The organism is Chromobacterium sp. FG89 (genome assembly GCF_057808735.1).
On record NZ_JBMDIQ010000002.1, the window covers coordinates 280,706 to 297,999 of the forward strand.

A 17,294-nucleotide genomic window follows, 5' to 3' on the forward strand; every position below is an offset into this window, starting at 1 on the left:
GGGGCCGTTCGTTTTGATGCTGTTTGTCGGGCGTTAAGGCAGGATGGTGGTGATCTGCTTCTGCAACTGCTGCTTCAGCGCCTGCTGCTTTTCCACCTCGGTCTTCTTGCCTTTGACCATGGCGTTGAAGTCCAGCGCGTAGACCGGCGCGTTCAGCGGGCCGGTGATCTTCAGCGGCACGTTGACGCCCTTGAGGCGGGCAAAGGCCAGCGGGTTGGCCTGCACGTCCATGGTGTAGTCGACGATGCTTTGCTTCAGGTCTATCTTGCCGCCGCCGCCCACATTCATCAGCTGCGAGGCCAGTTTCAGGTCCTGGCTGCGCGCCACGCCCTTGTCCAGGCGGAAGCTGCTGGACAGCGTGGCGAAGGTGGTTTTCTGGTCGTTCTGCGCGGCGCTGTTCCATTCCTTCAGCTCGGCCGGCAGGTTCTTCAGCGCCGCCACCAGGTCGATGCCGGTCAGCGCGCCGTTGTTCAGGCTCATCTGCACATTGCCGCTCAGGGTGTCGCGCAGCTGGGCGAAGGATTTGCCGTCGGCGTTGATGTCTATCTTGCCGTTGCCCTTGCCGTCCAGGCGGCTGAAGTTGAACAGGTCCACCAGCAGCGGACGGATCTTCATGCCCTGCAGCGTCTGGTTCACTTTCAGTTGCGGCACGTCGCGGCGGCTGAGGCTGGCGTCGCCTTGCAGCCTGCCTTCGTAGATGTCGGCCGACATCTGGTCCAGCTCCAGCTCGCGCGGGTTGATGCGCACATTGCTGCTGATCTGCTTGATGCGGAAGCGGCCCACCGCCAGCTCGCCCACCGCCACCTTGCCGGTGAGGTCGAACAGGTCCAGCCAGTCCAGCGGGATGTCGCCGGTGTTCTGGAAGATGGCCACCGGATCGCCCTTGCTTTCCGGCAGGTAGCGGTTCAGGTCCAGACGGCCCACCGACACCGTGGCTTCGTGGCGCGGCTTGATCAGGCCGTACTGGCTGACCGTGACCGCCAGGTCGGAACCGTCCATCTTGCCGGCGACGCGCAGATTGAAGCGCGGCTCGTCCAGATCGCCGTCCAGCGCGCCGTCCATGGTGGACACCAGCTTGCCGCGCGGCAGCAGCGGGGTGGTGATGGTGGAGGTCAGCGCCAAGGGCTGCATCCGCAATTGATTCATGCCGGCCAGGGACAGCGGCGCGTTGAGCTTGACGTTGACCTTGGTGGAGCCGGCCAGCCAGTTGAAGTCGCCGTGCAGCTTGTCGGCGTACAGGCCGGCTTCGTTGAGTTTGAGGTTTTCCAGCGCGGCTTCCAGCTGGTACTGGCTGCGCGCGTAGCTGAGCTTGGCGCTCAGCTGGCCGGAAGGCATGGTCAGCTCGTCGAAGCTGGCGTTGATCTGCGGCAGGGTCAGATGGACTTCGCTGCTCGGCCGCTCGCTGCTGAAGGCGAGCGCCACATTGCTGCCGGTGGCCTGCAAGGTGGCGAAATTGAGTTTGTACTGGCCGCTGACGGTGAGTTTGCTTTCGCCCAGGCCGGGAACCTGGGTCATCGCCACCGCGTCCAGCGCCTCCAGGCTGACCTGGTCGTCCTGGATGGACAGCGGCGTGTTGACCGCCAGGCGCACCGGGCGCGAGCCCTGTTCCAGGATGGCGCCGGCGCTGAGGCTGGCGCCGCCGCGCAGATCGTCCGCGTCCAGGCTGATGCTGGCGACGCGGCTGTCGGTATGGGTCATCTGGTCGGACAGCACCAGGGTGCCCTCGCGTATCTTCAGCGTGTCCAGCTTGATGGAGAAGCTGCTCTGGCTATGGCGCTGAAACAGATCGGCGATGGACAGGCGGCCGTCTTCGCCGCGGCTGATGTTGGCGCTGGGGCCGTACAGCGCCACCGAGCTCACTTCGCGGTTGCCGAACAGCAGCGGCCACCAGGCCAGGCCGACGCGCAATTCCTCCACGCGGGCAAACGGCGTTTGCTGGCCCGGTTCGGAGACGGAGAGCTTTTCGATCTGGATGCCGGGAGAGGGGAACAATATCGGGGTGACGCGGCCTTCGATGCTGATGACGCGGCCGGTGTCCTGCAAGGCGTGCGACAGGGTGCCGCGCACCTGAGCTTCATTAAATTGCCAGTAGATCAGCGATTGCACCAGCACGACGACCGCCACTAGCGCGGTGAGGCTGTAAACAGCGATGCGAAGCCACAGCCGGCCGGAGTTCAATTTCATGGGTGGATGCTCGGATGGGCCATGCCAGCGGTTTGATCTAGGTTACGGGTTGGGAAATCGGACTGGAGCGGGTGAAGGGAATCGAACCCTCGTCGTAAGCTTGGGAAGCTTCTGCTCTACCATTGAGCTACACCCGCGCGTTTTCGGCTAGAGCGCCCGAATGTAGCGTTTTTTGCCTGTTTTGGCAAGGCGCGCCGCCGCTGTGGGCGGCTCCGGCGACGGCGCGGGGGCTAAGCGATTGATAAAAAAGCACACGCTCAAGCGCCTCCGCCCAGCCCGGCCAGCAGGTCTTCCAATTGATCGGTGGCCTGGCCCCAGCCGCTGGCGAAGCCCATCGCCTCGTGTTCGCGCAGGTCGGCCTCGGTCCAGTGCAAGACGTCCGCGCGGTAATGCGTCTTGCCGTCGCGGGGCTGGAATTCCAGCGTCACGGTCATGAAGGGCTTGGCCGAAGGCAGCCAGGCTTCGGTGTAAGCGTCGGTGAACACCAGGCGGCGCCCGGGCTGCACTTCCAGATAGACGCCGCGATTGGGGAAGTCCTGTCCTTCCGGACTGCGCATCACCACCAGGCTGGAGCCGCCGGGCCGGACGTCCAGTTCGGCCGAGGCCACCGTCCACGGCCGCGGGGTGAACCATTGGCATAGCAGTTCGGGGTCGGTCCAGGCGCGGTAAACCTGTTCCGGCGGAGCGTCGATCAGGCGTTCCAGCGTTAGCCGGTAGGGGGCGTGGGCTTGGCTCATGCGCGGCCTTTCGGGTGAGGGTGTCGGCTCAGATTAGTTCTTTGTCATGAGCTCCGCAATCCCGTTGCCGGAATTTGCCGGCGCAGCGCCTGCGCCAGGCGAGCGACGCCTTGCTCCAGTTGCTCCGCTTCCAGCGCGCCGAAGCCCAGGCGCAGCGCCGGGATGTCGCGGCCGTCGTCGGCGAAGGCGCCGCCGGGCAGGAAGCGTACGCCCGCGCTGCGCGCGTCCGCGCCCAGCCGCGGCATGTCCACCCAGGACGGCAGCCGCAGCCAAAGCGCCAGCCCGCCTTCCGGCAGCTCGTATTCGGCCAGACCGGCCAGATGGCGGTCTATCGCGTCGGCCAGCGCCTGGCGGCGCGCGCGGTAGATGCGCAGCGCGCGGCGGAGATGGCGTTTCAGTTCGCCGCTGTGCATCAGTTCGGCCACCGCCAGTTCGGTGACGGCGTTGCCTTGGCGGTCTATCAGCATGATGTCGGCGGCGCAGCGCTGGATGAGGGCGGGCTCGGCCACCAGGTAGCCGACGCGCAGCCCCGGCGCCAGCACTTTGGACAGGGAGCCGACGTAAACGATGCGCTCGGCGGCGTCCAGGCTGGCCATGGGCAGCACCGGGCTGCGGCTGTAGTGGAATTCGTGGTCGTAGTCGTCCTCGATGATGGCGAAACCGTAGCGTCGCGACAGGGCCAGCAATTGCAGCCGGCGTTCGGCCGGCATCATCCGCGTGGTCGGATACTGGTGGTGAGGGGTCAGGTAGACGGCCTTGACCGGCTGGCTCCGGCACAGCCGCTCCAGCGCGTCCGGACGCATGCCGGCGGCGTCCTGTTCCACGTCCAACGGCCGCGCGCCCAGAGAGCGAAAGGCTTCGCGCGCCGGCGGATAGCTGAGCGCGTCCAGCGCCACCGCGTCGCCGGGCCGCAGCAGCGCGCGGCCGGCCAGATAGATGCCCATCTGGCTGCCGCGCACCAGGCAGATGCGTTCGGCGTCGGCGTTGAGCCCGCGCTCCATGTCCAGCATTTCCGCCAAGGCCTGGCGCAAGGGCAGTTCGCCGCGCGGGTCGCCGTAGGCCAGACGCCCGGCGCGGGCCGCGGCGATCAGCGCGCGGCGGTAGGCGCGGCCCAGCACGTCGAAGGGAATCAGCCGCGAATCCGGCACGCCGTCGCCAAAGTCGATGTCGTCGTGCGCGGGGACGCTTGCGGGCGTTCGCGCGGCGGCCGGCGCGGACCGCGGCGACAGCAGCGGCAGGCTGGGCGCGACGAAGGTGCCGCGCCGGCCCTGGGTCAGCAGCCAGCCTTGCGCCGCCAGTTCCTCGTAGGCCAGCACCGCGGTCTTGCGGTTGATGCCCAGTTGCGCCGCCAGTTCGCGGCTGCCCGGCAGCGGCGCGCCCGGCCGCAGCCGGCCGCGTTGGATGTCGGCGCTGATCTGCTGGGCGATTTGCAGATGCACCGGCAGCCCGCCGTCTCTATCCAATCTGAGTTGCAAATCCCATTTTCGCAGCATGCCGCGGATTCCTTTCCTGGCTCTCGTTTCCCGTTTCTGGACCATCAATCTTATCAAAACTGGATGTTTTTGCTGGTCCAGGCGGCAGCTTAAAGTGATCGGGATGGACATTCAAGGAGCGGCAAATGACACAAGAGGCAGACAGCGGCGCAGGCCGCTACCGGCTGGCGGCGATAGAGAGGCTGGGGCGCGAGGTCTGCGGGCTGCGGCTGGAGTGCGCCGACGCGGCGCCGCTGTTTTTCCGCAGCGGGCAATTCGTTTCGGTGACGGCTCCGGGCGGGCTGACGCGCAGTTACTCGATGGCGGCGCCGCCGCGCGCTGACGGCGGCGTGGAGTTGCACGTGCGGCTGCAGCCGGGCGGGGCGTTTTCGGAATGGCTGCGCCGGCAGGCGCGGCCGGGCGACGCGCTTTGGCTGCAAGGGCCCTATGGCGATTGCGTGTGGCGGGAGGACTCCGGCGTCGATCAGGCCGTGATGCTGGCCACCGGCACCGGGATCGCGCCGCTGCGGGCGATGTTGCAGCAGGGCTTGGGCGCGGCCGGGCGGCGGCCGGTGACCCTGTACTGGGGCGGCCGCAAGGCGGACGAGCTGTATTTGCTCGAGGAGCTGCGAGCCTGGGAGCGCGAGCGGCCGGGATTCCGTTTCGAGCCGGTGCTGTCCGAGCCCGATCCGGGCTGGGACGGCCGGCGCGGTTTCGTCCAGCAGGCGGCGGCCGAGGATTTTCCCTGTTTGCGCACCGCGGAGGTCTACGCCTGCGGCGCGCCGGCGATGGTGGACGCGGCGCGCCGCTTGCTGACGCGGCAGCGCGGCTTGCCGGAAGAGCGTTTCCTGGCCGACGCCTTCCAGCCGGCGGCGTCGGCCGCGCCGAGCGCGGCCGTCATGGCGGTGAGCGTTCGCGCCGCGGACGGCGGGGAGCGGCGGCTGGAAGCGCCCGCCGCCGGCAGCCTGATGCAGGCGCTGGCCGCCGCCGGCGTGATGCGCGGCGTCTGCGGCGGGCAGGCCGCCTGCGGCACTTGCCTGGTGCGCGTCGAGCCGGACTGGCTGCCGCGTTTGCCGGCGATGGAGCGCGCGGAGCGTCGGCTGCTGGCGGCGCTGGAGCTGTCGGAGGCGGACGAGGGCCGCTGCCGGCTGGCCTGCCAGATCGCCCTGCAGCCGTGCTTGCACGGTTTACAGATAGCCATACCCGGGTAGGCGACCGCCTGCCCGCACTCAAGCAAAGGAGCATGAAATGGAAGCAAGCATTGAACAATCGGCGCTGGAGGGCGTGGGCCCGGCCTTCGATCCGCAGCAATTGATGGCGGTGCGGGACAAAACCCGGCAGGCGATCGCCTTGATCGCCGCGGCGATGCGGCCGGGCATGCTGGAGGAGGACGCGGTGGAACTGGCCAAGGACATTCTGGCCGAGCGCGGCATGCTGCGCGGCTGGCACGACGTCTACGTGCGCTTTGGCCGCAACACGCTGAAGACTTTCGGCGCGGCCTCCGATCCCGGCGTGCGTCTGGGCGAGGACGATATTTTCTTCATCGACATCGGCCCGGTGTGGAAACAGTGGGAAGGCGACGGCGGCGACAGCTTCGTCACCGGCGCCGATCCCGAGATGGCGCGCTGCGCCGCCGACGCCCGCGCCATCTTCCACGAGGTGAGGCGCAAATGGGCGAACGAGGGCTGTAGCGGGCGCGAGCTGTACCGTTTCGCCGAGGACTGCGCCGCCGGCCGCGGCTGGGCCTTGAATCTGGATCTGTCCGGCCACCGGCTGGCGGACTTCCCGCACGCGGCCATCCACGAGGGGCCGCTGGCGGAGGTGGACTTCACGCCGGCGCGCATGCTGTGGGTGTTGGAGATCCACATCCGCCATCCGTCCCGGCCCTTCGGCGCTTTCTTCGAGGACATGTTGCTGGAGGATGCCTGCTTCGCGGAGTGAGGGCCGCCTAGGTCTGGCTTAGAGCCTGTTCAAAGTCTCGCGAGCGAGAGCGAGACAAGACGAAAACGAGCGAAAAAGCGGAATGTACTCGTGGTACATGAGCATTCTGAGCTCGTTTTCAACGCCGTATCGCTGAAGCGCAGCAGGCTTTGAATAGGTTCTTACAAGCCCAGTTCGCTCAGACCGGGATGATCGTCCGGCCTGCGCCCCAGCGGCCAGTGGAACAGGCGCTCGTCCTCGCGGATGGCTAGATCGTTGATGCAGGCGTAGCGGCGTTGCATCAGGCCGTCGGCGGCGAACTCCCAGTTTTCGTTGCCGTAGGAACGGAACCACTGGCCGGCCTCGTCCCGCCATTCGTAGGCGAAGCGCACCGCGATGCGCTCGCCGTCGTGGGCCCATAGTTCCTTGATCAGCCGGTACTCGTGTTCGCGCCGCCATTTGCCGGCGAGGAACTCGATGATCTGCGCGCGGCCGCGCGGGAATTCGGCGCGGTTGCGCCACTGGCTGTCTTCGGTATAGGCCTGGGCCACGCGTTCCGGATTGCGGCTGTTCCAGCCGTCTTCGGCCAGGCGGACCTTGAGGATGGCGCTGCCGCGATCGAAGGGCGGCAGCGGCGGGCGGAGTTCTGGTGCGTGCATGACGACGTTCCTGTCTGGTGAGGGAAGGCGCCCAGTGTGCGCCGGGCCGGCGGCCGGCGGAATATCCGCGGCGGACAATGCAGTGTTGCGCGGAGCGGAAGAACGCGTCCGGCGCGGACTGGCGCGCCGCCCGCGCTTGAGGCAGACTGCCGGACTGGGGCGCTCCGCCAGATCTTGCCGAATCCACGCCGTGAACAAATACAGCCAAATCTTTTCCGACATCGTCGCCGACATCGACAACCAGCGTTACCAGCAAGGCGACCGCATTCCTTCCGAAACCGAGCTGATGCAGGGCTACGAAGCCAGCCGCGGCACCGTGCGCAAGGCGGTGGACATGTTGCAGGAGCGCGGCTATGTGCAGAAGATTCACGGCAAGGGCGTGTTCGTGCTGCGCTCCGGCAATATCGAGTTCCAGCTCAGCGGCATCGTCAGCTTCAAGGAGGCGCATCAGCATCTGGGCCGCCGCGTCAGCTCCCGGGTGGCGGAGATGGAGACGGTGCCGGCGGACGCGCAACTGGCGCGCCTGCTGGACGTGCGCGAGAAAACGCCGCTGCTCAAGATCAAGCGGGTGCGCAATATCGATAATGAAAACGTGATCCTGGACATCAATTACTTCGTGGCCAGCCTGGTGCCGGGCCTGGACCGGGAGGCCGCCGCCGGCTCCATCTACGAATTCATCGAACAGCGGCTGGGCCTGAACATCAGCTACGCGCGCCGGGTGATAGAGGCGCAGGCCTGCGGCGACGACGATCGCCGCTATCTGGATCTGAACGGCATGGACCACGTGATCGTGGTCAAGAACCACACCCATCTCTACGACGGCCGTCAGTTCGAATACACCGAGTCCCGCCACCGGCTGGACAAATTCTTCTTCTCCGACGTCGCCCGCCGCAAATAGCGGCGCAGCGGCGCGCGCCGTCATTCCTTGATCTGAAGCGATCCGTCGCGCCTGTTGCGTTCACGCACGGGGGCGTTTGATTTTGCGCAAACTCGTCTATACGAGTGTTGACACAACTCGTCTGTACCAGTTAGCGTGCCATCAGCATCGGCGGCGCTTGCCAATATCGCCGCCAGGTTTGATAACGGGCTAGACGGCGCAGACCGTCGGCCGAGAGATACAGGGACCCTCAGATGAGCCACGATTACCAGAAGATAGCCGCGCGGATACTCGAAGCGGTGGGCGGCCGCGATAACCTCCAGCAGGCCGCGCACTGCATTACCCGGCTGCGCCTGTCCTTGAAGGACGAAAGCCGGGTGGACCAGGAGGCCTTGCGCCAGGTGGACCTGATCAAGGGTCAGTTCAGTCACGGCGGCGTGTTTCAGATCGTGATCGGCTCCGGCGACGTGGACCGGGTCTACCAGCCCTTGATCGAACTGGCGGCGCTGCAGCGCGCCACCGTGGCCGAGGTCAAGGCCAGCGGCGATCAGAAGCAGGGCCGCTTGCAACAGCTGGTCAAGGTGTTCTCCGACGTGTTCATGCCCATCCTGCCCGCCATCATCGTGGCCGGCCTGCTGATGGGCTTGAACAATCTGCTGGGCGCCAAGGGCATGTTCATCGACGGCAAGAGCCTGCTGGACGCCTACCCGGGCCTGGACGGGGTGTGGGGGCTGATCAATATGATGGCCAACACCTCCTTCGTCTTCCTGCCGGCGCTGGTGGGCTGGTCGGCGGCCAAGCGCTTTGGCGGCAGTGAGGTGCTGGGCATCGTGCTGGGCCTGCTGCTGGTGCATCCGGACCTGCTCAACGCCTGGAACTACGGCAAGGCCGCCGCCGGCCTGGATGGCGCGGCGCTGCCGTATTTCGATGTGCTGGGCTGGTTCCGCATTGAGAAAGTGGGCTACCAGGGGCAGATTCTGCCCATCCTGGCCGCCACCTGGGTGATGTGCAGGGTGGAGCTGTGGCTGCGGCCGCGGGTGCCCAATTCCGTCCAGCTGCTGGTGGTGCCCATCGTCACCATCGTGGTCAGCGGGGTGCTGGCGCTGGCGGTGATCGGCCCGGTGGCGCGCCACCTGGGCATCGCCATCACCGACGCGCTGGTCTATGTGTTCAACCTGGCGCCCGTGCTGGGCGCGATGCTGTTCGGCGCCTTGTACGCGCCGCTGGTGTTGACCGGCATGCACCATATGTTCATCGCGGTGGATCTGCAGCTGATCGCCAACCAGGGCGGCACCTTCATCTGGCCGATGATCGCCTTGTCCAATATCGCCCAGGGCAGCGCCGCGCTGGCGATGTTCTGGCTGGCGCGCGCCAGCAATGAGAGGAGCATGGCGTCCACCTCGGCGATTTCCGCCTTCTTCGGCATCACCGAGCCGGCGATGTTCGGCGTCAACCTGCGCTACAAGCTGCCGTTCTACGCGGCGCTGGCCGGTTCCGCGCTGGCGGCGGCCACCATCACCCTCAGCCATGTACGCGCTTCGGCGATAGGCGTCGGCGGCCTGCCGGCCTTCATCTCCATCATTCCGCAGCAGATTCCGATGTTCCTGGTGGGCATGGTAGTGGCCCTGGTGACGCCGTTCGCGCTGACCTGGGTGTTGGCGCGCCGTCAGTTGCCGCAGTCCTGATACGAAAGCCGTTCCGATGAACAAGAATTTGAAATCCGCGGTGGTGTACCAGATTTACCCCAAGAGCTTTTACAGCCACCACGGCACGGCCACCGGCGATCTGTTGGGGGTGGCGGACAAGCTGGACTACCTGGCCTGGCTGGGGGTGGATTATTTGTGGCTGACGCCGTTCTATCGCTCGCCGCAGCGCGACAATGGCTACGACGTCAGCGATTACTACGCCATAGACCCGGCCTACGGCAGCATGGCCGATTTCGAACTGCTGCTGGCTGAGGCGCGGCTGCGCGGCATCGGGGTGATGCTGGACATCGTGGTCAACCACACTTCCACCGAGCATCCGTGGTTCCGTCAGGCCTTGCAGGGCCGGGACAATCCCTATCGGGATTTCTACATCTGGCGCGACCGGCCCAATAACTGGCGCTCCAAGTTCGGAGGATCGGCCTGGGAGTGGGACGAGGCCAGCGGCCAGTATTATCTGCACCTGTTCGACAAGACCCAGGCGGATCTGAACTGGGACAACCCGGCGGTGCGGCGCGCGGTGTTCGACATGATGAACTTCTGGGCGGACAAGGGCGTGTCCGGTTTCCGGCTGGACGTGATCAATCTGATTTCCAAGGACCCGGCCTTTTCCGAGGACGACAGCGACGGCCGCCATTTCTACACCGACGGCCCGCGGGTGCACGAATACCTGCAGCAGATGCACCGCGAGGTGTTCGCCGGCCGCGATCTGATGACGGTGGGGGAGATGTCGTCCACCTCGCTGGAGCACTGCGTCGCCTATTCGCATCCCGAGCGGCGCGAGTTGTCGATGACCTTCAACTTCCACCATTTGAAAGTGGATTACCCGGACGGCGAGAAATGGCGCGCGGCGCCCTTCGATTTCATCGCGCTCAAACGCATCCTGTCTGATTGGCAGCGCGGCATGCACGAGGGCGGCGGCTGGAACGCGCTGTTCTGGTGCAACCACGATCAGCCGCGAGTGGTGTCGCGCTTCGGCGACGCCGGCCGCTACCGGCTGGAGTCCGCCAAGATGCTGGCGACCACGCTGCACGGCCTGCAAGGCACGCCCTACATCTACCAGGGCGAGGAAATCGGCATGGCCAACCCCGGCTTCGCCGATATCGACGACTACCGCGACGTGGAAACCCGCAACGCCTATCGCCAGCTGCTGGCCGACGGCCTGGGGCGGGAAGAGGCGATGGCGGCGATCCGGCAGAAGTCGCGCGACAACTCGCGCACGCCTATGCAATGGGACGACGGCCGCTTCGCCGGCTTTTCGCGGCGCGAGCCGTGGATAGGGCTGGCGCCGGACGCGGAGACGGTGAACGTCGCCGCCGCGCGCCGCGATCCGGAGTCGGTGCTGCAGCATTACCGGCGTTTGATCGCGCTGCGCAAGCAGTACCCGATCTTCAGCGACGGCGATTACCGCTGCCTGACGCCGGACGATACGGCGCTATGGGTCTACGCGCGGACCGGAGCGCGCGAGAAGCTGCTGGTGATCAGCAATTTCAGCGCCGAGGAGCGCGACTATTCGCCGCCGGCCGACTACCTGGGACCGAATCACGCCTGGCAGCTGCTGTGCGCCAATTACGCCGACGCGGCGGCGCATCCCGCCCGGGCGCGGCTGCGGCCTTACGAATCGTTGATGTACCGCGCCGTTCTGAACTGAGCCTCAGATTTTCGAGGAGTTAATCCTCTGCGAGCTGCCGGCATTCCCGGCCGGCAGGCCGCGCTGTGCCCAAAACTAAGGGAAATGGAGAGAACAATGACTCAATTCGCACCCCGCGGCCTGGCCTTGCTGGCCTTGTCCGCCCCCTTGCTGCTGCCCGCCGCCGCCCAGGCGCTGGACTTTCACGGCTACGCCCGCCTGGGCGCCGGCGGATCGGACGGCGGCGGCAAACAGAGCTGTTTCCAGCTGGCCGGCGCCGAAACCAAGTACCGGCTCGGCAACGAATGCGAGCAGTACGCCGAACTGGAACTGGGCCAGCAGCTGTTCCAGGCCGACAACGGCAGCAAGCTCAGCGTGGTGGGCATGGCCAGCCTGTACAACCGCAACGGCCATTCGCTGACCTTCCAGGGCGACAACGGCAATGTCCGGCTACCGCAGGCCTACGCCAAATGGAGCGACATCCCGCAGCTGAACGGCGCCACGCTGTGGGCCGGCCGGCGCTACTACAAGCGTCATGACGTGCATATCGCCGACTTTTATTTCTGGAACCCAAGCGGCACCGGCTTCGGCCTGGAGGATTTCAAGCTGGGCCGGGAGCTCAAGCTCAGCTACGCCTTCTCGCGCAACGACAATTGGTGGCAGGCGGACCAGGCCAATAAGCATGATCTGCAATTGGGCGGCATCGCCGTCAATCCCGGCGGCGAACTGAGCCTGGGCCTCAGCTACATCCAGCGCGCCGGACAGGTGGCGGGCGCGAACAGCGGCTGGTCGCTCAGCGCGCTGCACGAGCAAAAAGGCGTGTTGGGCGGCCGCAATCTGTTCTCGCTGCAATACGGGGTGGGACCGGGCACCGGCCTGGGCGGCACCGGCAGCCTCGTCAGCGACAGCGGCGCGCGCCGCAGCCGCCTGGTGGAGGCGCTGGACTGGCAGGCCACGCGCGAGTTCGGCGGCCAGCTGATGCTGGCCTGGCAGCGCGACGCGCGGCCGGACGGCGGGCAGACCTGGTGGTCGGCCGGCGCGCGGCCGGTCTACGCCTTCGGCGAGCGCTTCAAGCTGGCGGCCGAGCTGGGTTTCGACCGGGTCAAGGCCGCCGACGGACAGGTCCGCACCCTGAGCAAGTTCACCATCGCGCCGACGCTGGCGCTGGACAAGGCGTTCTGGAGCCGGCCGGAACTGCGTTTCTTCTATACCTACGCGCGCTGGAACCGCGCCGCCCAGCAGGCGGCCGCGCCCGGCTCGACGCTGGCCGAAGGCGGCGCCTTCGGCAACGCGCTCAGCGGCTCCACCTTCGGGGTGCAGCTGGAGCATTGGTGGTGAGCGGCGTTTGAGCGCAAGGGGGCGGACCATCAAATTTTTTGAACGTCTCGCCCGGATAATTGATCTGTCGATCCCGTCCGGCGGCTGTTAGATTGCCTGTCTGACGCTAGACGGGAGGGACTATGCCGGACATCAACGCTCTTTTTCGGGCCCGCGTCGGCTGGGACGCGCAGCGGCCGCTGGCTTTCGAGGACATCGACGCCTTGCTGCGCGAGACGGCCTTGAGCCTGCCGTTTGAAAACCTGAGCCTGTTCCAGGGCGGGCCCGAGCCCATCAGCGAGCACAGCCTGCTGGAAAAAATCGCGCTGCGCGACGAAGGCGGCCTGTGTTACGAACTCAATCCCTTGCTTTATCTCTTCCTGCGCCGCAACGGCCTGGAAGCCAGCCTGATCCGCGCGACGATCTTCGATGAAGACAGCCAGGACTGGTTGCCGCTGGGCGGCACCCATGTCGCCATTCTGCTGTGGCATCAAGGCCAGGGCTATCTGCTGGATTGCGGCTACGGCCTCAAGCAGCCGCTGCGCATGGTGCCGCTGTGCGGCGAAGTGGCGCGCTCCGCCAACGGCGACTACCGAGTGGCCTGGCCGGCCGGCGCCGGCTTCGCGCAACTGGAGCGGCGGCCGCCGGGGGAGGGCGAGAGCTGGCGCATCGCCTACGGTTTCGATCTGGACGACGAGATCGCCGATTGCGGCGCGCTGAGCGAGATCCAGCGCCGCATCGCCGAGGATCCGCGCTCGCCGTTCAACAAGAGCCGGCTGATGGCCCTGCTGACCGCCGAAGGCAGCCGGGTGCTGACCGAGGACGCGCTGACCGAGACCCGCAACGGCAGACAATGCCGGCTGACGCTGGCGCCGGGCGAGTTCGAGACCTTCCGCCGGCTGTTCACCCGGCGCTTTAGCGCGTCGCCGGGCTGAGCGGCGAGGGCTTGCCGCCCGCGCCGGGACAGGTACACTGAGGCCCTGATCCATTGCCGGGAGTTTCGCCGCCATGTCCGCCCTGTTTCGCTCCGTCCGCCGGTTCGCGCCGGCGCGCATGCTGCTGGCCCGTCCACGGCTGGTGATCGCCGCCGCCGTCGGCCTGCTGACCGTGCTGGCGCTGCCCTGGCTGTTGCCGATGCGGGAGATCACCCGCTACATCGTCGGCTGGAACGCCGGCGCCGCGCTCTATCTGGCGCTGGTGGCCTGGATGATGTTCAGCGAGGGTCGTCAGCACATCCGCCATTGGGCCAGGCTGGAGGACGAGGGGCAGACGCTGGTGATGACGCTGGCCGTTTTGGCGGCGCTGGCCAGCCTGGCCGCCATCGTGCTGGAGCTGGCGGCGGTCAAGGACCTGCACGGCTGGCCGCGCGCCGTGCACGTCGCGCTGGCCATCCTGACCATTTTTTCCTCCTGGGCCTTCATTCACGTGATGTTCGCGCTGCATTACGCGCGCGCCTACTACGCCGCCCACGCGCGCGGCCTGGCGCCGGGCCTGGAGTTTCCCGGCAAGGAGGAGCCGGATTACGGCGACTTCCTCTATTTCGCCTGCATCATAGGCACGTCTGGACAGACGGCCGACGTCAGCTACACCACCAGCGCCATGCGCAAGGTGGGCACGCTGCATTGCGTGCTGTCCTTCTTTTTCAACGCCACGGTGTTGGCCTTGATGATCAATATCGCCGCCGGCCTGATCTGATGCCGGCGCGCAGCGAGACCCCATGTTGAATGCTTTGAAATTATTGCTTTTGTTCGGCCTGACCGCGGTGGCGGAAATCGTCGGCTGTTACTTGCCCTGGCTGTGGCTGCGCAAGGAGGGGCCGTGGTGGCTGTTGCTGCCGGCGGCGCTGGCCTTGACGCTGTTCGTCTGGTTGCTCAGCCTGCATCCGGCGGCGGCGGGCCGGGTCTATGCCGCCTACGGCGGCGTGTACGTGGCGGTGGCGCTGTTGTGGCTGTGGCTGGTGGACGGCGTGCGGCCCAGTGTTTGGGACATGGCCGGCGCGGCGGTGGCCTTGTGCGGGATGGCCATCATCATGCTGGCGCCGCGGCCGGTCTGAGAACGGATTGCCTATCCGCCGCGTGGCGAGACGACATGAAAAAACCGGGCTTGGGCCCGGTTTTTTGTGACGGCGGCGCGGCTCAGGCGGCCGGCGGCAGGGTGTCGGCGAAGGACGGCCGCGTCATCAGCCGCTCCAGCAGGCTGGCCAGATTGGGATGGCTGTCGCGCCAGTCTATTTCCGGGAAGCGGAAATCCAGATAGCCCAGGCAGGCGCCGACGGCGATGTCGGCCAGGCTGTAGCCCACGCCGTTGCACCACTGGCGGTCGGCCAGGTCGGCGGCGAGCGCGGCCAGGCCGCGGTCTATCTTGCCGCGTTGGCGCGCGATCGCTTCCGGCATCTGCTTGTCGTCCGGGCGCCGTTTTTCCAGCACGATGGCCACCGCGGCGTCGACGATGCCGTCGGCCAGCGCTTCCCAGCGGCGGGTGGCGATCAGCAGGCGGTTTTCCTGCGGCAGGATGCGCGACACCGGGGAGATATTGTCCAGATACTCGGCGATGACGCGCGAGTCGTACAGCGTCGAGCCGTCATCCAGTTCCAGAACCGGCACCTTGCCCAGAGGATTGTAGTCGCCGACGCGGGTATCCGCGTTCCACGGCACGTCCTCCTCCAGCGGGCAGTCTATTTTCTTTTCGGCCAGCACGATGCGCACCTTGCGGGCGTAGGGGCTGGTCAACGAGGCGATCAGTTTCATGTTTCGGGTCGTTCTGGATGATGGCTGGCGAAGTGCTCGCCGGACGCGAGGCCCGGCGAGCGACTACTTTAGCGCAATGCCGTGGCGGCTGGAAGGCTTACTTCAACTCCACCTTGCCGCTGACTTGCAGTTGCAGTTGCGATTGTCCTGGCTGTAGGTCCGGTTGGGCCACTTCCGCGTTGGCGGCCATGCCGGCGGCCTTCATCATCATCGGCGGGCGGAAGATGGGCGACTGGCTGCCTATGTCCAGTTCCTTGATATTGCTGACGTTTTTGCCAATCGCCTTGGCGGCGATCTTGGCCTGGGCTTCCAGATTGGCGATGGCCTCCGGCAGCATGCTCTGCTCGGCTTCCTTGCGCGCCTGGTCGGACACGCTGAATTGCAGCCCTTGCAGCAACAGGTTCTGTTGCAGTTTGGCCATCAGTTCGGCGGCCTGGGTGAAGTCGCGGCTCTTCAGCTGGATTTCCACCCGGCCTTGCCAGCCCTGAATCTTGCCGTTTTTGTCGTAATTGGGCCAGGTGTTGTAGCCGCCGCTGGACAGCTGCACCTTGGAGTAGTTGCGGCCCAGCGCAATGCCCTGGGCGGCGGCCTTGTTAAGCCTATCGGCCAGCACCGCCGGCTGGGCGTTGCTCATTTGCTGGTAGAAGGTGGCGCTGATCTGGTCGTTGGCCACTTCGCGCTGCGCGCTGGCGGACAGGTTGAGCTGGGTGCTTTCGGCCAGCGCCGGGGCGGCGCTGACGGCGAACAGGGTTCCGAGGCTGGCAAGCAAGAGAGTTGGTTTGTTCATGTGTCGATTCCCATGACATTGTTGTCTTGATCGGAAAAGTCCGATTTGCAGTGTGTAGGCCCATCATGCCCGAGAAAAGTTTCCGACGGCATACTGTCCTTCGGCCAGTTCTATCCGGTTGCGGCCGTTGCGCTTGGCCCGGTAGAGCTGGCCGTCCGCGGCGCGGAACAGGCTGGAGAGGCCGTCGTAAGGCTGCTGGCTGGTGCTGGCCACCCCGATGCTGACGCTGACGCGCAAGGGCGGGGCGGCGGCGGCCGGTTGCGGCCGCAGCGCGTCCACCGCGCGCAGGATGCGTTGCGCGGCCGCGTGCGCGTCCTCCAGGCCGGTGCGCGGCAGCAGCATCACGAACTCCTCGCCGCCGTAACGGCCGACGATGTCGTCGCGGCCCGCCTCCGCGCGCAGGCAGGCGGCCAGTTGCTGCAGCACCAGGTCGCCGCACTGGTGGCCGTAGCGGTCGTTGATGCTTTTGAAGTGGTCCACGTCCAAGAGCAGCAGCGCCAGCGGCTTGCGCTCGCGCCAGGCGCGGCGGCAGGCGGCCTCGGCCAGTTCGCGGAAGCGGCGCTGGTTGAGCAGATTGGTCAGGCCGTCGTGGCTGGCCTGGTGCTGGGTCCGCTCCAGCGCGCGCTCGTAGCAGATGTACAGCGCGCACAGGATGAAGCTGAAGCTGAGCCAGTGCATGCCCAGCGAACTGAGCATGGTGAAGCGCATCGCGTCGGCGTCGTAGACCTCGCCGGCCCAGCCGGCGTGGACGATGCGCGCCAGCGCCAGCAAGGCGTACAGCAGGCAGACCGTCAGCGCCATCTTGCGGCCGGCGCCGCCGATGCGCGAATGTCCGGGCCACAGCTCGCGCGCGGCCAGCAGCCAGGCGATCAGATAAACCAGGCAGACCGCGGCGGTGCGGCGTCCCATATCGGCCGGGCCGGCCAGTATATAGGCGCTCATGCCGGCGGCCGTCAGCAGCAGGCTTTGCCAGACGCGCGGACGCTTGCCGTTCAGATGGCGGATGCCGCAGAGCGCGACGGGATGGAACAGCATCCACAGCAGATTGTTGAACACCAGTTGCGGCCACGGCGGCAGGCCGATGGGCAAGAGGCTGAACACGCCGCCCAGGCTGACGCAGATGCCGGCCGCGCAGAAATACAGAAAGGCCCGCTCGTCGCGGTTGCGCAGCCAGAACATCGTGATGACGGCGGTCAGCACCAGGCCGTAACCGGTGGTGCTGAGCACGGTGGCCTGGAAGTCGAGGATGCTTTGCATGTAG

At 66.5% G+C, this 17,294-nt stretch carries 16 protein-coding genes and 1 tRNA gene; 9 read left to right on the plus strand and 8 right to left on the minus strand.

The features are described from left to right. Positions 1-33: 33 nt before the first annotated feature. From ACODRW_RS03280 to pdxR, 4 genes are all read right to left on the minus strand, one after another. A complete protein-coding gene (locus ACODRW_RS03280) occupies positions 34-2,184 on the minus strand; it encodes an AsmA family protein (RefSeq protein ID WP_488905156.1) in 2,151 nt (716 codons plus the stop codon). 63 nt (positions 2,185-2,247) lie between these two features. Next, positions 2,248-2,321: transfer RNA gene (locus ACODRW_RS03285), tRNA-Gly, on the minus strand. 120 nt (positions 2,322-2,441) lie between these two features. Then, positions 2,442-2,921, minus strand: coding sequence for an SRPBCC family protein (locus tag ACODRW_RS03290; RefSeq protein ID WP_107798251.1), 480 nt, complete (start codon positions 2,919-2,921; stop codon positions 2,442-2,444). Positions 2,922-2,965: 44 nt separating this feature from the next. Next, positions 2,966-4,414, minus strand: coding sequence for a MocR-like pyridoxine biosynthesis transcription factor PdxR (gene pdxR / locus ACODRW_RS03295; RefSeq protein ID WP_488905157.1), 1,449 nt, complete (start codon positions 4,412-4,414; stop codon positions 2,966-2,968). Positions 4,415-4,539: 125 nt separating this feature from the next. Between pdxR and ACODRW_RS03300 the strand changes: the two genes are divergently transcribed. Together ACODRW_RS03300 and ACODRW_RS03305 are read left to right on the plus strand one after the other, a co-directional pair. Further along, positions 4,540-5,604, plus strand: a complete 1,065-nt coding sequence (locus tag ACODRW_RS03300; RefSeq protein WP_488905158.1) for an FAD-binding oxidoreductase — start codon at positions 4,540-4,542, stop codon at positions 5,602-5,604. A 37-nt stretch (positions 5,605-5,641) separates the two neighbouring features. Next, positions 5,642-6,334: a M24 family metallopeptidase gene (locus tag ACODRW_RS03305; protein WP_488905159.1), complete on the plus strand. Its 693-nt coding sequence runs from the start codon at positions 5,642-5,644 to the stop codon at positions 6,332-6,334. A gap of 161 nt (positions 6,335-6,495) precedes the next feature. On the opposite strand, the gene ACODRW_RS03310 is transcribed toward ACODRW_RS03305, so the two are convergent. Then, a complete protein-coding gene (locus ACODRW_RS03310; RefSeq protein WP_488905160.1) occupies positions 6,496-6,972 on the minus strand; it encodes a nuclear transport factor 2 family protein in 477 nt (158 codons plus the stop codon). Between the two features lie 190 nt (positions 6,973-7,162). Between ACODRW_RS03310 and treR the strand changes: the two genes are divergently transcribed. The 7 genes from treR (at position 7,163) to ACODRW_RS03345 (ending at position 14,552) form a co-directional block, all read left to right on the plus strand. After that, on the plus strand, positions 7,163-7,870 hold the full coding sequence (gene treR, locus ACODRW_RS03315; RefSeq protein WP_199225800.1) for a trehalose operon repressor: 708 nt from the start codon (positions 7,163-7,165) through the stop codon (positions 7,868-7,870). Between the two features lie 233 nt (positions 7,871-8,103). Then, entirely contained in the window at positions 8,104-9,534 is a 1,431-nt protein-coding gene (treP, locus tag ACODRW_RS03320; protein ID WP_107798257.1) for a PTS system trehalose-specific EIIBC component, read from the plus strand. 16 nt (positions 9,535-9,550) lie between these two features. Further along, complete coding sequence (gene treC / locus ACODRW_RS03325) at positions 9,551-11,203, plus strand: alpha,alpha-phosphotrehalase (RefSeq protein WP_488905161.1); 1,653 nt, start codon at positions 9,551-9,553, stop codon at positions 11,201-11,203. A gap of 96 nt (positions 11,204-11,299) precedes the next feature. Further along, positions 11,300-12,520, plus strand: a complete 1,221-nt coding sequence (locus ACODRW_RS03330; RefSeq protein ID WP_253313854.1) for a maltoporin — start codon at positions 11,300-11,302, stop codon at positions 12,518-12,520. Between the two features lie 122 nt (positions 12,521-12,642). Continuing rightward, positions 12,643-13,434, plus strand: coding sequence for an arylamine N-acetyltransferase family protein (locus ACODRW_RS03335; RefSeq protein WP_107798260.1), 792 nt, complete (start codon positions 12,643-12,645; stop codon positions 13,432-13,434). Positions 13,435-13,507: 73 nt separating this feature from the next. Continuing rightward, a complete protein-coding gene (locus ACODRW_RS03340) occupies positions 13,508-14,194 on the plus strand; it encodes a DUF1345 domain-containing protein (protein ID WP_227107074.1) in 687 nt (228 codons plus the stop codon). Between the two features lie 22 nt (positions 14,195-14,216). Then, the gene (locus tag ACODRW_RS03345; RefSeq protein WP_166450669.1) at positions 14,217-14,552 is read left to right on the plus strand and encodes a YnfA family protein; all 336 of its coding nucleotides are present in this window, start codon (positions 14,217-14,219) and stop codon (positions 14,550-14,552) included. 82 nt (positions 14,553-14,634) lie between these two features. On the opposite strand, the gene ACODRW_RS03350 is transcribed toward ACODRW_RS03345, so the two are convergent. The 3 genes from ACODRW_RS03350 to ACODRW_RS03360 form a co-directional block, all read right to left on the minus strand. Beyond that, positions 14,635-15,246 (minus strand): glutathione S-transferase, encoded by a 612-nt coding sequence (locus ACODRW_RS03350; protein ID WP_253313855.1) that lies wholly within the window; start codon positions 15,244-15,246, stop codon positions 14,635-14,637. A 97-nt stretch (positions 15,247-15,343) separates the two neighbouring features. Further along, complete coding sequence (locus tag ACODRW_RS03355; protein WP_107798261.1) at positions 15,344-16,033, minus strand: SIMPL domain-containing protein; 690 nt, start codon at positions 16,031-16,033, stop codon at positions 15,344-15,346. A gap of 63 nt (positions 16,034-16,096) precedes the next feature. Further along, complete coding sequence (locus ACODRW_RS03360; protein ID WP_488905162.1) at positions 16,097-17,290, minus strand: GGDEF domain-containing protein; 1,194 nt, start codon at positions 17,288-17,290, stop codon at positions 16,097-16,099. Positions 17,291-17,294: the final 4 nt, after the last annotated feature.